At 69.8% G+C, this 12,558-nt stretch carries 13 protein-coding genes and 1 tRNA gene; 4 read left to right on the plus strand and 10 right to left on the minus strand.

The features are described from left to right. Positions 1 to 9: 9 nt before the first annotated feature. Entirely contained in the window at positions 10 to 1,398 is a 1,389-nt protein-coding gene (locus ACZ5Y9_RS13155) for an aspartate aminotransferase family protein (protein ID WP_247624946.1), read from the plus strand. A gap of 23 nt (positions 1,399 to 1,421) precedes the next feature. On the opposite strand, the gene ACZ5Y9_RS13160 is transcribed toward ACZ5Y9_RS13155, so the two are convergent. From ACZ5Y9_RS13160 to ACZ5Y9_RS13180, 5 genes are all read right to left on the minus strand, one after another. Next, entirely contained in the window at positions 1,422 to 2,150 is a 729-nt protein-coding gene (locus ACZ5Y9_RS13160) for a FadR/GntR family transcriptional regulator (protein WP_247624947.1), read from the minus strand. Positions 2,151 to 2,214: 64 nt separating this feature from the next. Next, positions 2,215 to 2,994, minus strand: a complete 780-nt coding sequence (locus tag ACZ5Y9_RS13165) for a 3-oxoacyl-ACP reductase (RefSeq protein ID WP_464471535.1) — start codon at positions 2,992 to 2,994, stop codon at positions 2,215 to 2,217. A gap of 44 nt (positions 2,995 to 3,038) precedes the next feature. Further along, the gene (locus ACZ5Y9_RS13170) at positions 3,039 to 4,394 is read right to left on the minus strand and encodes an aldehyde dehydrogenase family protein (protein ID WP_464471536.1); all 1,356 of its coding nucleotides are present in this window, start codon (positions 4,392 to 4,394) and stop codon (positions 3,039 to 3,041) included. Then, entirely contained in the window at positions 4,391 to 5,143 is a 753-nt protein-coding gene (locus ACZ5Y9_RS13175) for a gamma-glutamyl-gamma-aminobutyrate hydrolase family protein (protein WP_247624950.1), read from the minus strand. Before ACZ5Y9_RS13175 ends, ACZ5Y9_RS13170 begins: the two co-directional genes overlap by 4 nt. Continuing rightward, on the minus strand, positions 5,124 to 6,479 hold the full coding sequence (locus ACZ5Y9_RS13180) for a glutamine synthetase family protein (RefSeq protein WP_247624951.1): 1,356 nt from the start codon (positions 6,477 to 6,479) through the stop codon (positions 5,124 to 5,126). The genes ACZ5Y9_RS13175 and ACZ5Y9_RS13180 overlap by 20 nt, the downstream gene beginning before the upstream one ends. A gap of 156 nt (positions 6,480 to 6,635) precedes the next feature. On the opposite strand from ACZ5Y9_RS13180, the gene ACZ5Y9_RS13185 reads away from it, so the two are divergent. Further along, positions 6,636 to 8,183 (plus strand): amino acid permease, encoded by a 1,548-nt coding sequence (locus ACZ5Y9_RS13185; RefSeq protein ID WP_247956638.1) that lies wholly within the window; start codon positions 6,636 to 6,638, stop codon positions 8,181 to 8,183. 13 nt (positions 8,184 to 8,196) lie between these two features. On the opposite strand, the gene ACZ5Y9_RS13190 is transcribed toward ACZ5Y9_RS13185, so the two are convergent. The 3 genes from ACZ5Y9_RS13190 to ACZ5Y9_RS13200 are packed head-to-tail and all read right to left on the minus strand — an operon-like array spanning position 8,197 to position 9,191. Beyond that, on the minus strand, positions 8,197 to 8,469 hold the full coding sequence (locus tag ACZ5Y9_RS13190; RefSeq protein WP_247624953.1) for a metal-sensitive transcriptional regulator: 273 nt from the start codon (positions 8,467 to 8,469) through the stop codon (positions 8,197 to 8,199). 18 nt (positions 8,470 to 8,487) lie between these two features. Beyond that, positions 8,488 to 8,913, minus strand: coding sequence for a PIN domain-containing protein (locus tag ACZ5Y9_RS13195; protein ID WP_464471537.1), 426 nt, complete (start codon positions 8,911 to 8,913; stop codon positions 8,488 to 8,490). Continuing rightward, positions 8,910 to 9,191, minus strand: coding sequence for a type II toxin-antitoxin system prevent-host-death family antitoxin (locus tag ACZ5Y9_RS13200; protein WP_464471538.1), 282 nt, complete (start codon positions 9,189 to 9,191; stop codon positions 8,910 to 8,912). The genes ACZ5Y9_RS13195 and ACZ5Y9_RS13200 overlap by 4 nt, the downstream gene beginning before the upstream one ends. A gap of 71 nt (positions 9,192 to 9,262) precedes the next feature. On the opposite strand from ACZ5Y9_RS13200, the gene ACZ5Y9_RS13205 reads away from it, so the two are divergent. Together ACZ5Y9_RS13205 and ACZ5Y9_RS13210 are read left to right on the plus strand one after the other, a co-directional pair. Then, complete coding sequence (locus tag ACZ5Y9_RS13205) at positions 9,263 to 10,540, plus strand: DUF445 domain-containing protein (protein ID WP_247634236.1); 1,278 nt, start codon at positions 9,263 to 9,265, stop codon at positions 10,538 to 10,540. A 1-nt stretch (position 10,541) separates the two neighbouring features. After that, positions 10,542 to 11,456 carry an arginase family protein gene (locus tag ACZ5Y9_RS13210; RefSeq protein WP_247624957.1) on the plus strand — a complete coding sequence of 305 codons (915 nt, stop codon included), beginning with the start codon at positions 10,542 to 10,544 and terminating at the stop codon, positions 11,454 to 11,456. A gap of 62 nt (positions 11,457 to 11,518) precedes the next feature. On the opposite strand, the gene ACZ5Y9_RS13215 is transcribed toward ACZ5Y9_RS13210, so the two are convergent. Both ACZ5Y9_RS13215 and ACZ5Y9_RS13220 read right to left on the minus strand, forming a co-directional pair. Next, positions 11,519 to 11,594, minus strand: a tRNA-Ala gene (locus ACZ5Y9_RS13215). Positions 11,595 to 11,644: 50 nt separating this feature from the next. Next, complete coding sequence (locus ACZ5Y9_RS13220) at positions 11,645 to 12,520, minus strand: hypothetical protein (RefSeq protein ID WP_464471539.1); 876 nt, start codon at positions 12,518 to 12,520, stop codon at positions 11,645 to 11,647. Positions 12,521 to 12,558: the final 38 nt, after the last annotated feature.

A 12,558-nucleotide genomic window follows, 5' to 3' on the forward strand; every position in this document is an offset into this window, starting at 1 on the left:
GCACGACCGATGACGAACTTCACCGACCGCCACGGTGCGGCCCACGCGCTGCCTGCTCCGGATGCCGAGGCGCAGGTGCGCGCCGACGACCGGGGGCACGTCTTCCACTCATGGAGCGCACAGGCTCTGATCGATCCTCTGCCCGTCGCCGCCGGCGAGGGATCGACGTTCTGGGACTACGCGGGCAACGCCTACCTCGACTTCTCGAGTCAGCTCGTGAACCTCAACCTCGGCCACCAGCATCCCGATCTGGTCGCCGCGATCCAGCAGCAGGCCGGCCGGCTCGCGACCATCCAGCCGTCGATGGCGAACGACGTGCGGGGCGAACTCGCCCGCCTGATCTCCGAAGTCGCGCCCGCGGGCATGCAGAAGGTGTTCTTCACCAACGGCGGCGCCGAGGCCAACGAGTACGCCGTGCGCATGGCTCGCCAGTTCACCGGGCGCCGCAAGGTGCTCTCGATGTACCGCAGCTACCACGGGTCGACCTCCACGGCGATCTCGCTCACCGGCGACCCGCGGCGCTGGGCGAACGACGGCGTCGACAACGGCACGGTGCGCTTCTTCGGCCCCTACCTGTACCGGTCGCCCTTCCACGCCGAGACGCCCGAGCAGGAGTCCGAGCGGGCGCTCGCACACCTCGAGCAGACGATCCAGCTCGAGGGTCCGGCCACGATCGCGGCGATCATCATCGAGACCGTCGTCGGCACCAACGGCGTGCTCGTGCCGCCGCCCGGGTACCTTCCCGGCGTGCGCGAGCTGTGCGACCGCTATGGCATCGTCTACATCGCCGACGAGGTGATGGTCGGGTTCGGCCGCCTCGGCGAGTGGTTCGGCATCGACGCGTTCGATGCGACACCCGACCTGATCAGCTTCGCGAAGGGCGTCAACTCCGGCTACGTGCCGTTGGGCGGCGTGGTGATCTCGGATCGCATCTCCGCGGCGTTCGACGAGATGCCGTTCGCCGGCGGACTCACCTACTCCGGGCATCCGCTCGCGTGCGCGGCGGGCGTCGCCACCTTCGAGGTGTTCCGTCGCGACGGTATCCTCGAGCGCGTGCGCGATCTGGGCGAGCGCATCGTCGAACCGACCCTGCGCCGCTGGACCGAGACGCATCCGAGCGTCGGCGAGGTGCGCGGACGCGGTCTCTTCTGGGCGATCGAGCTGGTGCGCGACCGCGCGACCCGCGAACCGCTCGTACCGTTCAATGCGTCCGGAGCGGATGCCGCGCCGATGGGTGCCTTCGCCGCCGCGGCGAAGAAGGGCGGCGTCTGGCCGTTCGTGCACTTCAACCGCGTGCACGTCGCGCCGCCGCTGATCATCTCGGAGGACGACCTGGTGCGCGGACTCGCCGTGATCGATGAGGCGCTGAACGTCGCCGACGAGGCGGCCGCGCGCTGACGGACTGCGCGGCTGCCCGGGATTCAGATCAGGAACCCGCGCAGCAGCGCCTCGGAACCGGCGAGGTGGTCGCGCATCGCGGCCTCGGCGACGTCGGGCCGACCCGCGAGGATCGCCGTGACGATGCGCTCGTGCTGCTCTCCCGAGTGCTGGATGTTGCGCGGCAGGAGGGGGAAGGTGTCGAGCCAGGCGTTGACGTCGGCCCGGTTCTCGGCGACGAGCGCCACGAGTGACGGGACGCCCGCGGCCTCCGCGATCGCCAGGTGCAGCAGCGTGTCGAGACGGCGGTACTCCTCGGGGCCGGCCGGAAGCGCCGATTCGTGCCGCGCCCACAGATCCGCCCGCGTCGCGGCATCCAGCGTGCGGCTCGCCGCCGCGCGCACGGCACCGGTCTCGAGCACGCGCCGGAGGCCGAGCACGTCGTCGATCTCGGCCGCGGTCACCGCCCCGGCATCCGAGGGTTCCGGCAGCGGATCCGCGACGAACGTGCCGCCGTACCGCCCGCGCTTCGGCACCAGATAGCCGGTGTCGGCGAGCTCACGGATCGCGTCACGCACGGTGTCGCGGCTCACCCCGAAGGACGCCGCGAGCTCGCGCTCCGGGGGCAACGACTCCCCCGGAGCGACGACGCCGAGTCGGATGGTCTGCACGAGGCGAGCGACCGCATCCTCGAGAGCGTTCCCGCGGCGCAGCGGGCGGTAGACCGCCCGGCGCACCTCGACGAGATCGCCGTCGGAAGGGTGCTCGCTCATGCTTCTCAGCCTGTCACAGCGACATGATCCCGCTTCACAGCATCCGACATCACCGCATCCCGCTTCACAGTGGAGTGACGTAGGCGTTGGTGATGCCGCCGTCGACGACGAAGGCGCTGGCGGTGATGAACGACGAGTCGTCGGAGGCGAGGAAGGCGACAGCGGCGGCGAGTTCGGACGGCTCGGCGAAGCGCCCCATCGGCACATGCACGAGACGCCGCTGCGCGCGCTCGGGGTCCTTCGCGAACAGCTCCTGCAGCAGCGGGGTGTTCACCGGCCCCGGGCAGAGCGCGTTGACCCGTACGCCCTGCCGGGCGAACTGCACGCCCAGCTCGCGCGACATCGCGAGCACGCCGCCCTTCGACGCGGTGTAGCTGATCTGCGAGGTCGCCGATCCCAGCAGCGCGACGAACGAGGCGGTGTTGATGATCGATCCGCGGCCCGCCGGCACCATGTGACGCAGAGCCGCACGGCTGCAGAGGTACACGCTCTTGAGGTTCACGTCCTGCACGCGGTCCCAGGCGGGCAGCTCGGTCGTCTCGATCGAGTCGTCGTCGGCGGGCGAGATTCCGGCGTTGTTGAAGGCGATGTCGATGCGCCCGAACTCCGCTGCCACGCCGTCGAACAGCGCGTCGACCTTGGTCTGGTCGGCGACGTCGACCGGGCGGAACGCCCCGCCGACCTCGGCCGCCGCCTTCTCGCCCGAGGAGGGGTCGACGTCGGCGATGACGACGAACGCCCCCTCGGCGGCGAAGCGCTGGGCGGTGGCGAAGCCGATGCCGCTCGCTCCACCGGTGATGATGGCGACGCGGTCCTTCAGGCGCTGGGTCAGATCGATGCTCATGTGTGTTTCTCCGTTGCAGGTGGTCGAGGGGATCGGGGTCGCGCTCAGTCGGTCGCGAAGAAGACGTTCTTGGTCTCGGTGAAGTGCTCGGCGGCGTCCGGCCCCAGCTCGCGCCCGAGTCCGGAGGCCTTCATGCCGCCGAAGGGCGTCGCGTAGCGCACCGAGGAGTGCGAGTTCACCGACAGCACGCCGCTCTGCACGCCGCGCGAGACGCGGACGGCGCGGCCGAGGTTCTCGGTCCAGAGGGAGCCGGCGAGGCCGTAGGCGGTGTCGTTCGCGAGACGGATCGCGTCGGCTTCGTCGTCGAAGGGCATGACCGCGACGACCGGACCGAACACCTCCTGCTGGGCGATCCGATCGGCGGGGTCTGCCAGCACCACCGCGGGCGCGAACCAGAACCCATCGCCCTCCGGTGCACTCCCCCGGAATGCGATCGTCGCGTCGTCGAGGAACCCGGCGACCGTGTCGCGGTGACCGGCGGAGATGAGCGGACCCATGTCGGTGTCGGCACTCGACGGGTCACCGACCCGCCACGCCGCGACCGCCGGCTCCAACAGCTCGAGGAACCGGTCGTACACCGAACGCTGCACGAGGAGCCTGCTGCGCGCGCAGCAGTCCTGCCCCGCGTTGTCGAACACCGATCCCGGGACGGCCGCGGCGGCCTTCTCGAGATCGGCATCCGCGAAGACGATGTTGGCGCTCTTGCCACCGAGTTCGAGGGTGACGGGCTTGAGCGCCCGCGCGCAGCCGGCTGCGACCTCGATGCCGACCTCGGTCGACCCCGTGAAGACCACCTTGCGCACGTCCGGATGCTCGACGAGACGCTGCCCCACCACGGAGCCCGAACCGGTCACGACCTCGAAGAGTCCCGCGGGCAGCCCCGCTTCGAGCGCGAGCTCGCCCAGACGGATCGCGGTCAGCGGGGTCAGTTCGGCGGGTTTCAGCACCACCGCGTTGCCCGCGGCGAGCGCCGGAGCGAACGCCCACGCGGCGATCGTCATCGGGAAGTTCCACGGCACGATCACCCCGACCACGCCGTAGGGATCGTGGAAGGTGACGTCGAGCCCGCCCGCCACCGGGATCTGCCGGCCCGAGAGTCGTTCGGGGTCGGCGGAGTAGTAGTTGAGCACCTGGGCGACATGACCCGCCTCCCAACGGGCGGAGCCGATCGGATGCCCGGAGTTGAGCACCTCCAGGTGCGCCAGCTCCTCGGCGGCGCCCTCGACGGCGCGCGCGAACGCCCGCAGCGCATCGGCGCGCGCGACGGGGGCGAGCGCCGCCCACCGGCGCTGAGCGGACACGGCGCGCGCGATCGCGGCATCCGTCTCTCCGGCATCGGCGCGGGCGATCTCGCGGATCGCCGCGCCCGTCGACGGGTTGATGACCGTGAACGCGCTCATCGGGCGTCCTCCTTCCGCCGCGCGGCGAACGCGCGTGCCTGTGTGACGAGATCGGCGAAGAGTCGCCGGTCCTCGGCGTTCTCCTCGGGGTGCCATTGCACGCCGACGATGTGGGCGCCTGCCGTGTCGACGAAGGCCTGAACGAGGCCGTCATCGGAGTGCGCGGCGGCGACGAGCCCGTCGCCCAACCGGCCGACGCCCTGGTGGTGGTAGCTGTGCACGCGCATGTCGGTCTCTCCGAGGATCCCGGCGAGCGCCGTATCGACCTCGACCTCGACGTCGTTCTCGGCGAACACGCCGCCGCCGATCCGGTACCTCTCGGTCCCGAGCGATTCGGGCAGGTGCTGCTGCAGCGTGCCGCCGCGGGCGACGTTCACGAGCTGCAGCCCCCGGCAGATCGCGAGCACCGGGATGCCGCGACGCTCGGCCGCATGGAACAGCGCGAGCTCCCACGCGTCGCGATCGACCCGCGCGGGGTCGGTGAGCGGATGCCGTTGCTCGCCGTAGAGTTCGGGGGCGACGTCCGCGCCGCCGGAGAGCACGAGCCCGTCCATTCCCGCGATCGCCGCGTCGGCGGCATCCGGATCCTGCGGCGGCAGCAGCAGCGCGATGCCGCCGGACGACGTCACGCTCGTGAGGTACTGCTCGGGCAGGAAGGCCGCCCGCACGTCCCACACCCCCTGCTGCGCGCGCTCCAGGTAGGTCGTGATGCCGATCAGCGGCGCGGGGTCAGAGGCGCTCGAAACCACGGATGCGCTCCCAGTCGGTGACGGCCGCGTCGTAGGCCTCGACCTCGATGCGCGCCTGGTTCAGGTAGTGCTCGACCACGTCGTCGCCGAACGCCGCCCGAGCGATCGTCGACTCGCGGAAGAGCTGCGCGGCCTCGCGCAGGGTCGTGGGCAGGTGATCGACGCCCGCCTCGTAGGCGTTGCCGGTGAAGCGCTCGGGCAGCGGCAGCTCGTTCTCGATGCCGTGCAGACCGCCGGCGATGATCGCCGCGATGCCGAGGTAGGGATTCACGTCTCCGCCCGGCACCCGGTTCTCGACGCGCAGACCCGATCCGGATCCGACGACGCGCAGGGCGCAGGTGCGGTTGTCGATGCCCCACGCGACCCCCGTCGGGGCGAAGCTGCCCTTGGCGAATCGCTTGTAGGAGTTGATGTTCGGGGCGAACAGCAGGGTGAACTCGCGCAGCGTCGCGAGGATGCCGGCGATCCAGTGCTCCATGACGGGGCTGAATCCGTGCTCGCCGTCACCGGCCATCACCGGAGCGCCCGACCGATCTCGCAGGGACAGATGGATGTGACAGCTGTTGCCCTCGCGCTCGTTGAACTTGGCCATGAACGTGAGCGACTGACCGTGCTGTTCGGCGATCTCCTTCGCGCCGTTCTTGTAGATCGCGTGCTGGTCGGCGGTCTCGCGCACCTCGGCGTAGCGGAAGGCGATCTCCTGCTGACCGAAGTTGCACTCGCCCTTGACGCCCTCGCAGTAGAGACCTGCGCCGTCCATGCCGTTGCGGATGTCGCGCAGCAGCGGTTCCATGCGGGTCGATGCGAGCAGGTTGTAATCGACGTTGTAGTCGGTGGCGGGGGTGAGCCCCTCGTACTTGCGCGCCCAGGCCTCGCGATAGGTGTCTTCGAACACGATGAACTCGAGCTCCGTGCCCGAGTACGCGGTCCAGCCGCGTTCGGCGAGCCGGTCGCGCTGACGGTCGAGGATGGCCCGGGGTGACGGTCCGACCGGCTCGCCGTTCTGCCAGACGAGGTCGGCCATCACGAGCGCCGTCCCCTCGAGCCACGGGATGTTGCGGAGCGTCTCTGCGTCGGGCCGCAGCACCATGTCACCGTAGCCGCGGTCCCATCCCGACATCGCGTAGCCGTCGACCGTGTTCATGTCGACGTCGACCGACAGCAGGTAGTCGCAGGCCTCGGCGCCGTGCGACAGGATGTCCTCCTGGAACAGGCGGGCCGAGACGCGTTTGCCGACCAGACGCCCCTGCGCATCGGCGAAGGCCACGATCACGGTGTCGATCTCGCCGGCGGCGATGCCGGCGTCCAGCTGCTCGATGCTCAGGTTTCCCGACATCTGACGCTCCGTTCTCCTGCGGTGAAGCGATCGGCCGACCGGCTTCGCCCTCAGAGTAGATCACCGCGACGTTTAAAGGTAGACGAAACCACCATTGACTGCCACAATCATCCGCAAGGTGCACCCGGCGCCTGCATGCGAGTGAGCGGAGAACGTATGTCTGGGCAGAGCAATGAATCCCGCAAGGTCGCTGGAGCGACCTATACACGTGCCGGGAGCGAGTACTTCGAGAAACGCACACTGAAGAGGTCGGCCGGCGTCTGGGGCCTGTGGGGACTCGCGGTCGCCGCTGTCATCTCGGGAGACTTCTCGGGATGGAACTTCGGTATCGACTTCGCGGGGTTCGGCGGGATGCTCATCGCCTTCGTCATCCTCGTGGCGATGTACTACGGCATGATCTTCGCCATCGGCGAGATGGCGGCTGCGATGCCGCACACCGGTGGCGCCTACTCCTTCGCCCGCTCGGCCATGGGGCCGTGGGGCGGCCTGGTCACCGGAGCCGCCGAGACGATCGAGTACGTCGCGACCACGGCGGTGATCGTCTACTTCTCGGCGTCGTATGCCAATGGGATCACGAGCGAACTGCTCGGTCTCGAACTCCCCGGATGGGTCTGGTACCTCATCCTCTACGTCGTCTTCATCGCGCTGAACTCCGCGGGAGCGGCCATCTCGTTCCGCTTCGCGATCGTCGTCTCCGTGATCTCGATCGGCATCATCCTCGTCTTCTCGCTCATGGCGCTGTTCTCCGGTGCGTTCTCGTGGGATGCCCTGTGGGACATCGTCCCCGACGAGGGCCAGTCGACCTTCCTCCCCCACGGCGTCCTGCCGATCCTGTTCGCCCTCCCGTTCGCGATGTGGTTCTTCCTCGGCATCGAAGAGCTGCCGCTCGCGGCCGAGGAATCGCACAACCCCACCCGCGACATCCCGAAGGCCGGGTTCTGGGCGCGCGGCACCCTCATCGTCACCGGACTCCTGGTGCTGTTCCTCAACACCGGCGTGATCGGTGCCGAGGCGACCGGAACCGCGGGAGAGCCCCTGCTCGACGGCTTCCGCGCGATCGTGGGAGACCAGCTCGCCGCCGTGCTCGCGCTGTTCGCCCTGATCGGCCTGCTCGCCTCGCTGCAGGGCATCATGTTCGCCTACGGCCGCAACATGTACTCGCTGTCGCGCGCCGGGTACTACCCGCGCTTCCTCTCACTGACGGGCAAGCGCCAGACACCGTGGGTCGCTCTCACGGTCGGCGCCGCGATCGGCTTCGTCGCCCTGATCGTGCTCGACGTGCTCACCGCGGTCGACTCCGAGGGTGCGGGAACGGTGGCCGGGGCGATCGTGCTGAACATCGCGGTCTGGGGCGCGGTCGTCGCCTACGGGCTGCAGCTCGTGTCGTTCATCATCCTGCGCAAGAAGTTCCCGAACGTCGATCGTCCGTACGTCAGCCCCTGGGGCATCCCCGGCGCCGTCATCGCGCTCGTCATCGCGGCGCTCATCTTCGTCGGCTTCCTGCTCAACCCGACGTTCGGCCCGGCCATCATCGCGATCGCGATCGTGTACGCGATCATCCTGCTCGGATTCGGGCTCTTCTTCCGCCACCGCCTCGTGCTCTCCCCCGAAGAGGAGTACGCGCTCTCGGGCGGCTCGCACGGAGACCCGCAGGCCGAGGGCTACGACGCGATGGAGGGCGAGGTCTTCGACGGCAAGGCGTGAGAGGCGAGGAGCGCTACTTCGAATCGAAGTCGAACGCCTTGAGCAGCTCGGCGACGGCCTGGTCGCGCTCCTCCCCACCCGCCTCGAACATGTGCGTCACGTGGGTGCGCAGATGGTTCTCGAGCAGCAGCCGGTTGAGGGACTCGAGCGACTTCTGGATCGCGCGGGACTGCGTGATGATGTCCATGCAGTAGTCCTCGCTCTCGATCATCCGAGCGACCCCGCGGAGCTGCCCCTCGAGGATGGCGGTGCGGTGCAGGGCGCGCTTCTTGATGTCTTCGATCACGCATCGAGGTTACCCCGCTCATGAGTCACTGAGCCCGTCGAAGGGATCGACCACCGGGAGCCCGGGAACGTCGAAGTCCTTCACGTTGCGGGTCACCAGCGTGAGCCCGTGGTGAAGAGCGGTCGCGGCGATCAACGCATCACCGAGGGGACGACGATCGGGCACCTGGATCGCCGCCACCAGCTGCGCGACCGCACCGGTCACCTCGAGCGCAGGAATGGCGAGGCCCTGCAGCACGGATCGGAACCATCGGTCGAGTGATGCTGCGGCGACGGCATCACGACGCTGCACGAGAAGGATGCCGCGTCGGAGTTCGAGCTCGGTGACCACGCTGATCCGCAGGGATCGCCGCGGCGTCGCCTCGAACCAGCGCACGACACCGGCATCGGGCCGCGGTCGACGGGTCTCCGAGACCACGTTCGTGTCGAGCAGGAACCCCGTCACAGGTCGACCTCCCGCCCGAGGTCGCGCGCTCGTTCCGACGCGAGGTCGTCCATGATGCGGCCGAAGAAGTCGTCGGGATCCGCGCTCGTCGGCACGGGCGCGATCACATCGAGCAGCGACCGATCGTCGCCTGCGAGCGACTCAGACCGCAGCCGCTCGTATTCGTCGATGTTCAGCAGCACGTAGGCCGGCTCGCCTCGGCGGGTCACGAGCACCGGCTCCTCGTCGGCGATGCGCTGCGCACGCGCGACGGACTGATTGAAATCTCGAGCGGTCATACGGAACACGATGCACCTCGTTTCTGATGTAGTGAGGGTACTACACAGACACGGCGTGAAAGGATGCCTTCATGCCGCGCACACCGATGGCGATGCTCTCGCCCGCCGATCAGGTCCGTCTCCGCGCGCTGCGCCGTATGAAGGCGGTCGCCCTGGGGGCGCTGATCTTCATGGCCGTCGTGTTCGTGTTCGCCTTCGCGTTCCAGGAGCGGATGAGCTGGCTCGGGTACGTGCGCGCCGCGGCCGAGGGCGGAATGGTGGGTGCTCTCGCCGACTGGTTCGCGGTGACGGCGCTCTTCCGCCGCCCGCTGGGCCTCCCCATCCCGCACACCGCGATCATCCCGAGCCGCAAGGACGAGATCGGCCGCAGCCTGGGCGAGTTCGTCGAGACGAACTTCCTCGAGGCGAGCGTCGTGCGCACGAAACTGTCGTCCACCGCCATCGCGCAGCGTGCCGGCGAGTGGCTGCGCGAGACGCCGCACGCCGAGCGGGTCGGCGCCGAGGGCGCGACGATCGCCACCGCGATCCTCAACGGGCTCAGCGACGACGACGTGCGCGATCTCATCTCCGACCTCGCGCGCGAGCACCTCGTCTCCCCCGAGTGGGGCCCGCCCGCGGGCGCCTGGCTCGAGAAGATCGTCGAGGCCGACGCCCATCACGGCGCGGTCGACCTCGCCGCCGACAGCATCGGGCGCTGGCTCGAGGCGAACGCCGAGTCATTCTCCGGCCTCGTCTCCCGGCGCCTGCCTTCATGGGTGCCGCGGCTCGCGCACCGCTTCGTCGACGACACCGTCTACAACGAGGCCGTGAAGTTCGTGCAGGCGGTGCAGGCCGATCCCCGGCATCCGGCCCGCCTGGCGATCGACGGCTACCTCGGCCGCCTCGCCGACAGTCTGCAGAACGACCCGACCACCCGCGCGAAGCTCGAGAACGCGAAGGCGTCGCTGTTCGACAGCCCCCGCGTCGGCGCCCTCGCCGCCGAGGCGTGGAACACCGCGAAGAACGGCCTGCTCACGGCCCTGGCCGACCCCGAGAGCGGGCTGCGCCGCCGGGCCGTGCAGGCGCTCGAGGAGGTGGGCGAGCGTCTGACGACGGATGCCGCGCTGCAGCGCCGCGTCGACACCTGGGTATCGGATGCGGCGGTCTTCCTCGTCGACCGCTACCGCCACGACATCGCCTCGATCATCACCGACACCGTCGAACGCTGGGACCCGGCCGAGACGACCGAGAAGATCGAGCTCATGGTCGGCCGCGACCTGCAGTACATCCGCCTGAACGGCACGTTCGTCGGTGCTCTCGCCGGCCTCGCCATCTTCTCGATCGCCCACGCCCTGATCCCCGGAGTCTGACATGGCCCTCTCGCACGATCCGCTCTGGCCGCGCGCCGGATCCTGGCCCTCTCCCGACGCCGTCGACGACGCGGAGGCCGTGCTGCTGGGTGTCCCGGCCTGGCGCACGTCGCTCTCACCCACGGGTGCCGGGGCGACTCCGGCCGCGATCCGCGACGCACTCCCCCGCTACGGCACCGCGCTGATGGGCCCGCCGGCGATCGACCTGAACGAGGTGCTGCGCATCGCGGATGCCGGCGACGTGCACGAGCCCGACGGCGACGAGGGCGAGGCATCCGTCATCGCGCGGGTGCGGGAGCTCTCGGAGTCGTTCGTCATCGCGCTCGGCGGCGACAACTCCCTCACCTACCCCGTGGCGCTGGGCGCCCAGGCGACCGGTTTGATCACCTTCGACGCGCACTTCGACCTGCGCGACGGCGTCTCGAACGGAACCCCGGTGCGCCGGCTCGTCGAAGACGTCCCCGTGCTCTCGACGCTCGACACCGCCCGCATCGACCCGACGCGCATCGTGCAGATCGGCATCGCCGACTTCGCGAACTCGGTCGCCTACGCCCGCCGGGCGGCGGACTGGGGCATCCGGGTGATCACGCTCGATGAGGTGCGCCGCCGCGGTGTCGACGACGTCGTGAACGAAGCCCTCGAGATCGCCGGTGCCGGATCAGATGCCCGCGTCCACCTCGACATCGACGTCGACGTCTGCGACCGCTCGGTCGCCCCCGGTTGCCCCGCGAGCGTGCCCGGTGGCCTGCAGGCGTGGGAGCTGCGCGCCCTCACCCGCGCCGTCGCCGCCGACCCGCGCGTCGTCAGCGCCGACCTCGCCGAGGTCGACGCCACAGCGGATGCCGACGACGCCCGCACCGTGCGCCTCGCAGCCCTCTGCGTGCTGGAGCTGCTCGCCGGGCTCGCCTTGCGCTGAGTCCTTCAGCCACCCGTCGGGAAAGCAGAAACCCCCGGGCGGCTGCCCGGGGGTTTTCGTGGTGGTGGACCTAAGGGGATTCGAACCCCTGACCTCCTCGATGCGAACGAGGCGCGCTACCAACTGCGCCATAGGCCCTTACGGAGATCAACATTATCACGACGTCGACCCCACCTCGGACGCCGCGATCACCCTGCCGCGCGACGGGCGAGCATGTCGCGCACGTGCGCCTCGATCTCGGCGTCGTCGACGAAGCCCATCTTCGCGTAGGGCGAAGCCTCGGCAGCAGGAGCGGTACGCGGGGCGGGAATCCGCACGGGCGCCGGAGCCTGCTCGGCGGCGATCTGCTCGGCGCGGGCGCGGAGTTCCGCAAGCCGTGCGGCCTTGCGGAGCTGCTCCTGCGCGTCGATCTCGGCGCGGGCGGTCTGCGCGCGCGACCCGGCGACCGCGACAAGCGGCTCGGGCAGCGGACGCGGGGTCCACGTCGCACGACCCTGGTCGTGGATCTCGGGCGCGACGCGCTCTCGCGGCGCCTCGACGACCACATGACTCGCGCGGGCGACTCGACCAGCGACAGCGGCCATCCGCTGCAGCGCGATCGCGCCGAGCAGGGCCAGAGCCCCGCCGACCCACAGCAGGGTCGACGCTCCGGTCGCGAGCAGTTGCCACACGCCGAGTCCCGCGAGCACCACTCCGACGAGCGCGGCGACGGTCGACAGCATCCGCACCCGACGACGCGCACGCGCCTGACGGATCACCGGATCGGCCCGCGTCGCCGCGAGTTCGGCACGCAGCGCCTCGAGCTCCGCGGACTCGCGCTCGGACTGCACGCGTTTGGCGAGCTTCTGCTGCGCCAGCGCGGTGCGAGCGCTCAGCTCGACGCGCACCTCTTCGGGGGTCTCGCTCGTCTCGGCGAGGATGCGCAGCGCCTGGTTCAGGCGCACGGCGTTGCGCTCGGCGGCGTTGTACTGGAAACGGCCGCGCCACGAGGGCAGCAGATAGAGCATCCACAGGAGCACGGCGACGAGCACGATCACTCCCCCGCTCAGCACCGGCCCGTCCATATCGATAACGGTAAGGGTACGAAGGTCGCTCGGCCCCC

The organism is Microbacterium sp. T3-8 (assembly GCF_055398145.1).

Coding starts and splice junctions, on each gene's coding strand:
- ACZ5Y9_RS13155 (WP_247624946.1), top strand. CDS start 10: ATGACGAACTTCACCGACCGCCACGGTGCGGCCCACGCGCTGCCTGCT.
- ACZ5Y9_RS13160 (WP_247624947.1), bottom strand. CDS start 2,150: ATGAGCGAGCACCCTTCCGACGGCGATCTCGTCGAGGTGCGCCGGGCG.
- ACZ5Y9_RS13165 (WP_464471535.1), bottom strand. CDS start 2,994: ATGAGCATCGATCTGACCCAGCGCCTGAAGGACCGCGTCGCCATCATC.
- ACZ5Y9_RS13170 (WP_464471536.1), bottom strand. CDS start 4,394: ATGAGCGCGTTCACGGTCATCAACCCGTCGACGGGCGCGGCGATCCGC.
- ACZ5Y9_RS13180 (WP_247624951.1), bottom strand. CDS start 6,479: ATGTCGGGAAACCTGAGCATCGAGCAGCTGGACGCCGGCATCGCCGCC.
- ACZ5Y9_RS13185 (WP_247956638.1), top strand. CDS start 6,636: ATGTCTGGGCAGAGCAATGAATCCCGCAAGGTCGCTGGAGCGACCTAT.
- ACZ5Y9_RS13200 (WP_464471538.1), bottom strand. CDS start 9,191: ATGACCGCTCGAGATTTCAATCAGTCCGTCGCGCGTGCGCAGCGCATC.
- ACZ5Y9_RS13205 (WP_247634236.1), top strand. CDS start 9,263: ATGCCGCGCACACCGATGGCGATGCTCTCGCCCGCCGATCAGGTCCGT.
- ACZ5Y9_RS13210 (WP_247624957.1), top strand. CDS start 10,542: ATGGCCCTCTCGCACGATCCGCTCTGGCCGCGCGCCGGATCCTGGCCC.
- ACZ5Y9_RS13220 (WP_464471539.1), bottom strand. CDS start 12,520: ATGGACGGGCCGGTGCTGAGCGGGGGAGTGATCGTGCTCGTCGCCGTG.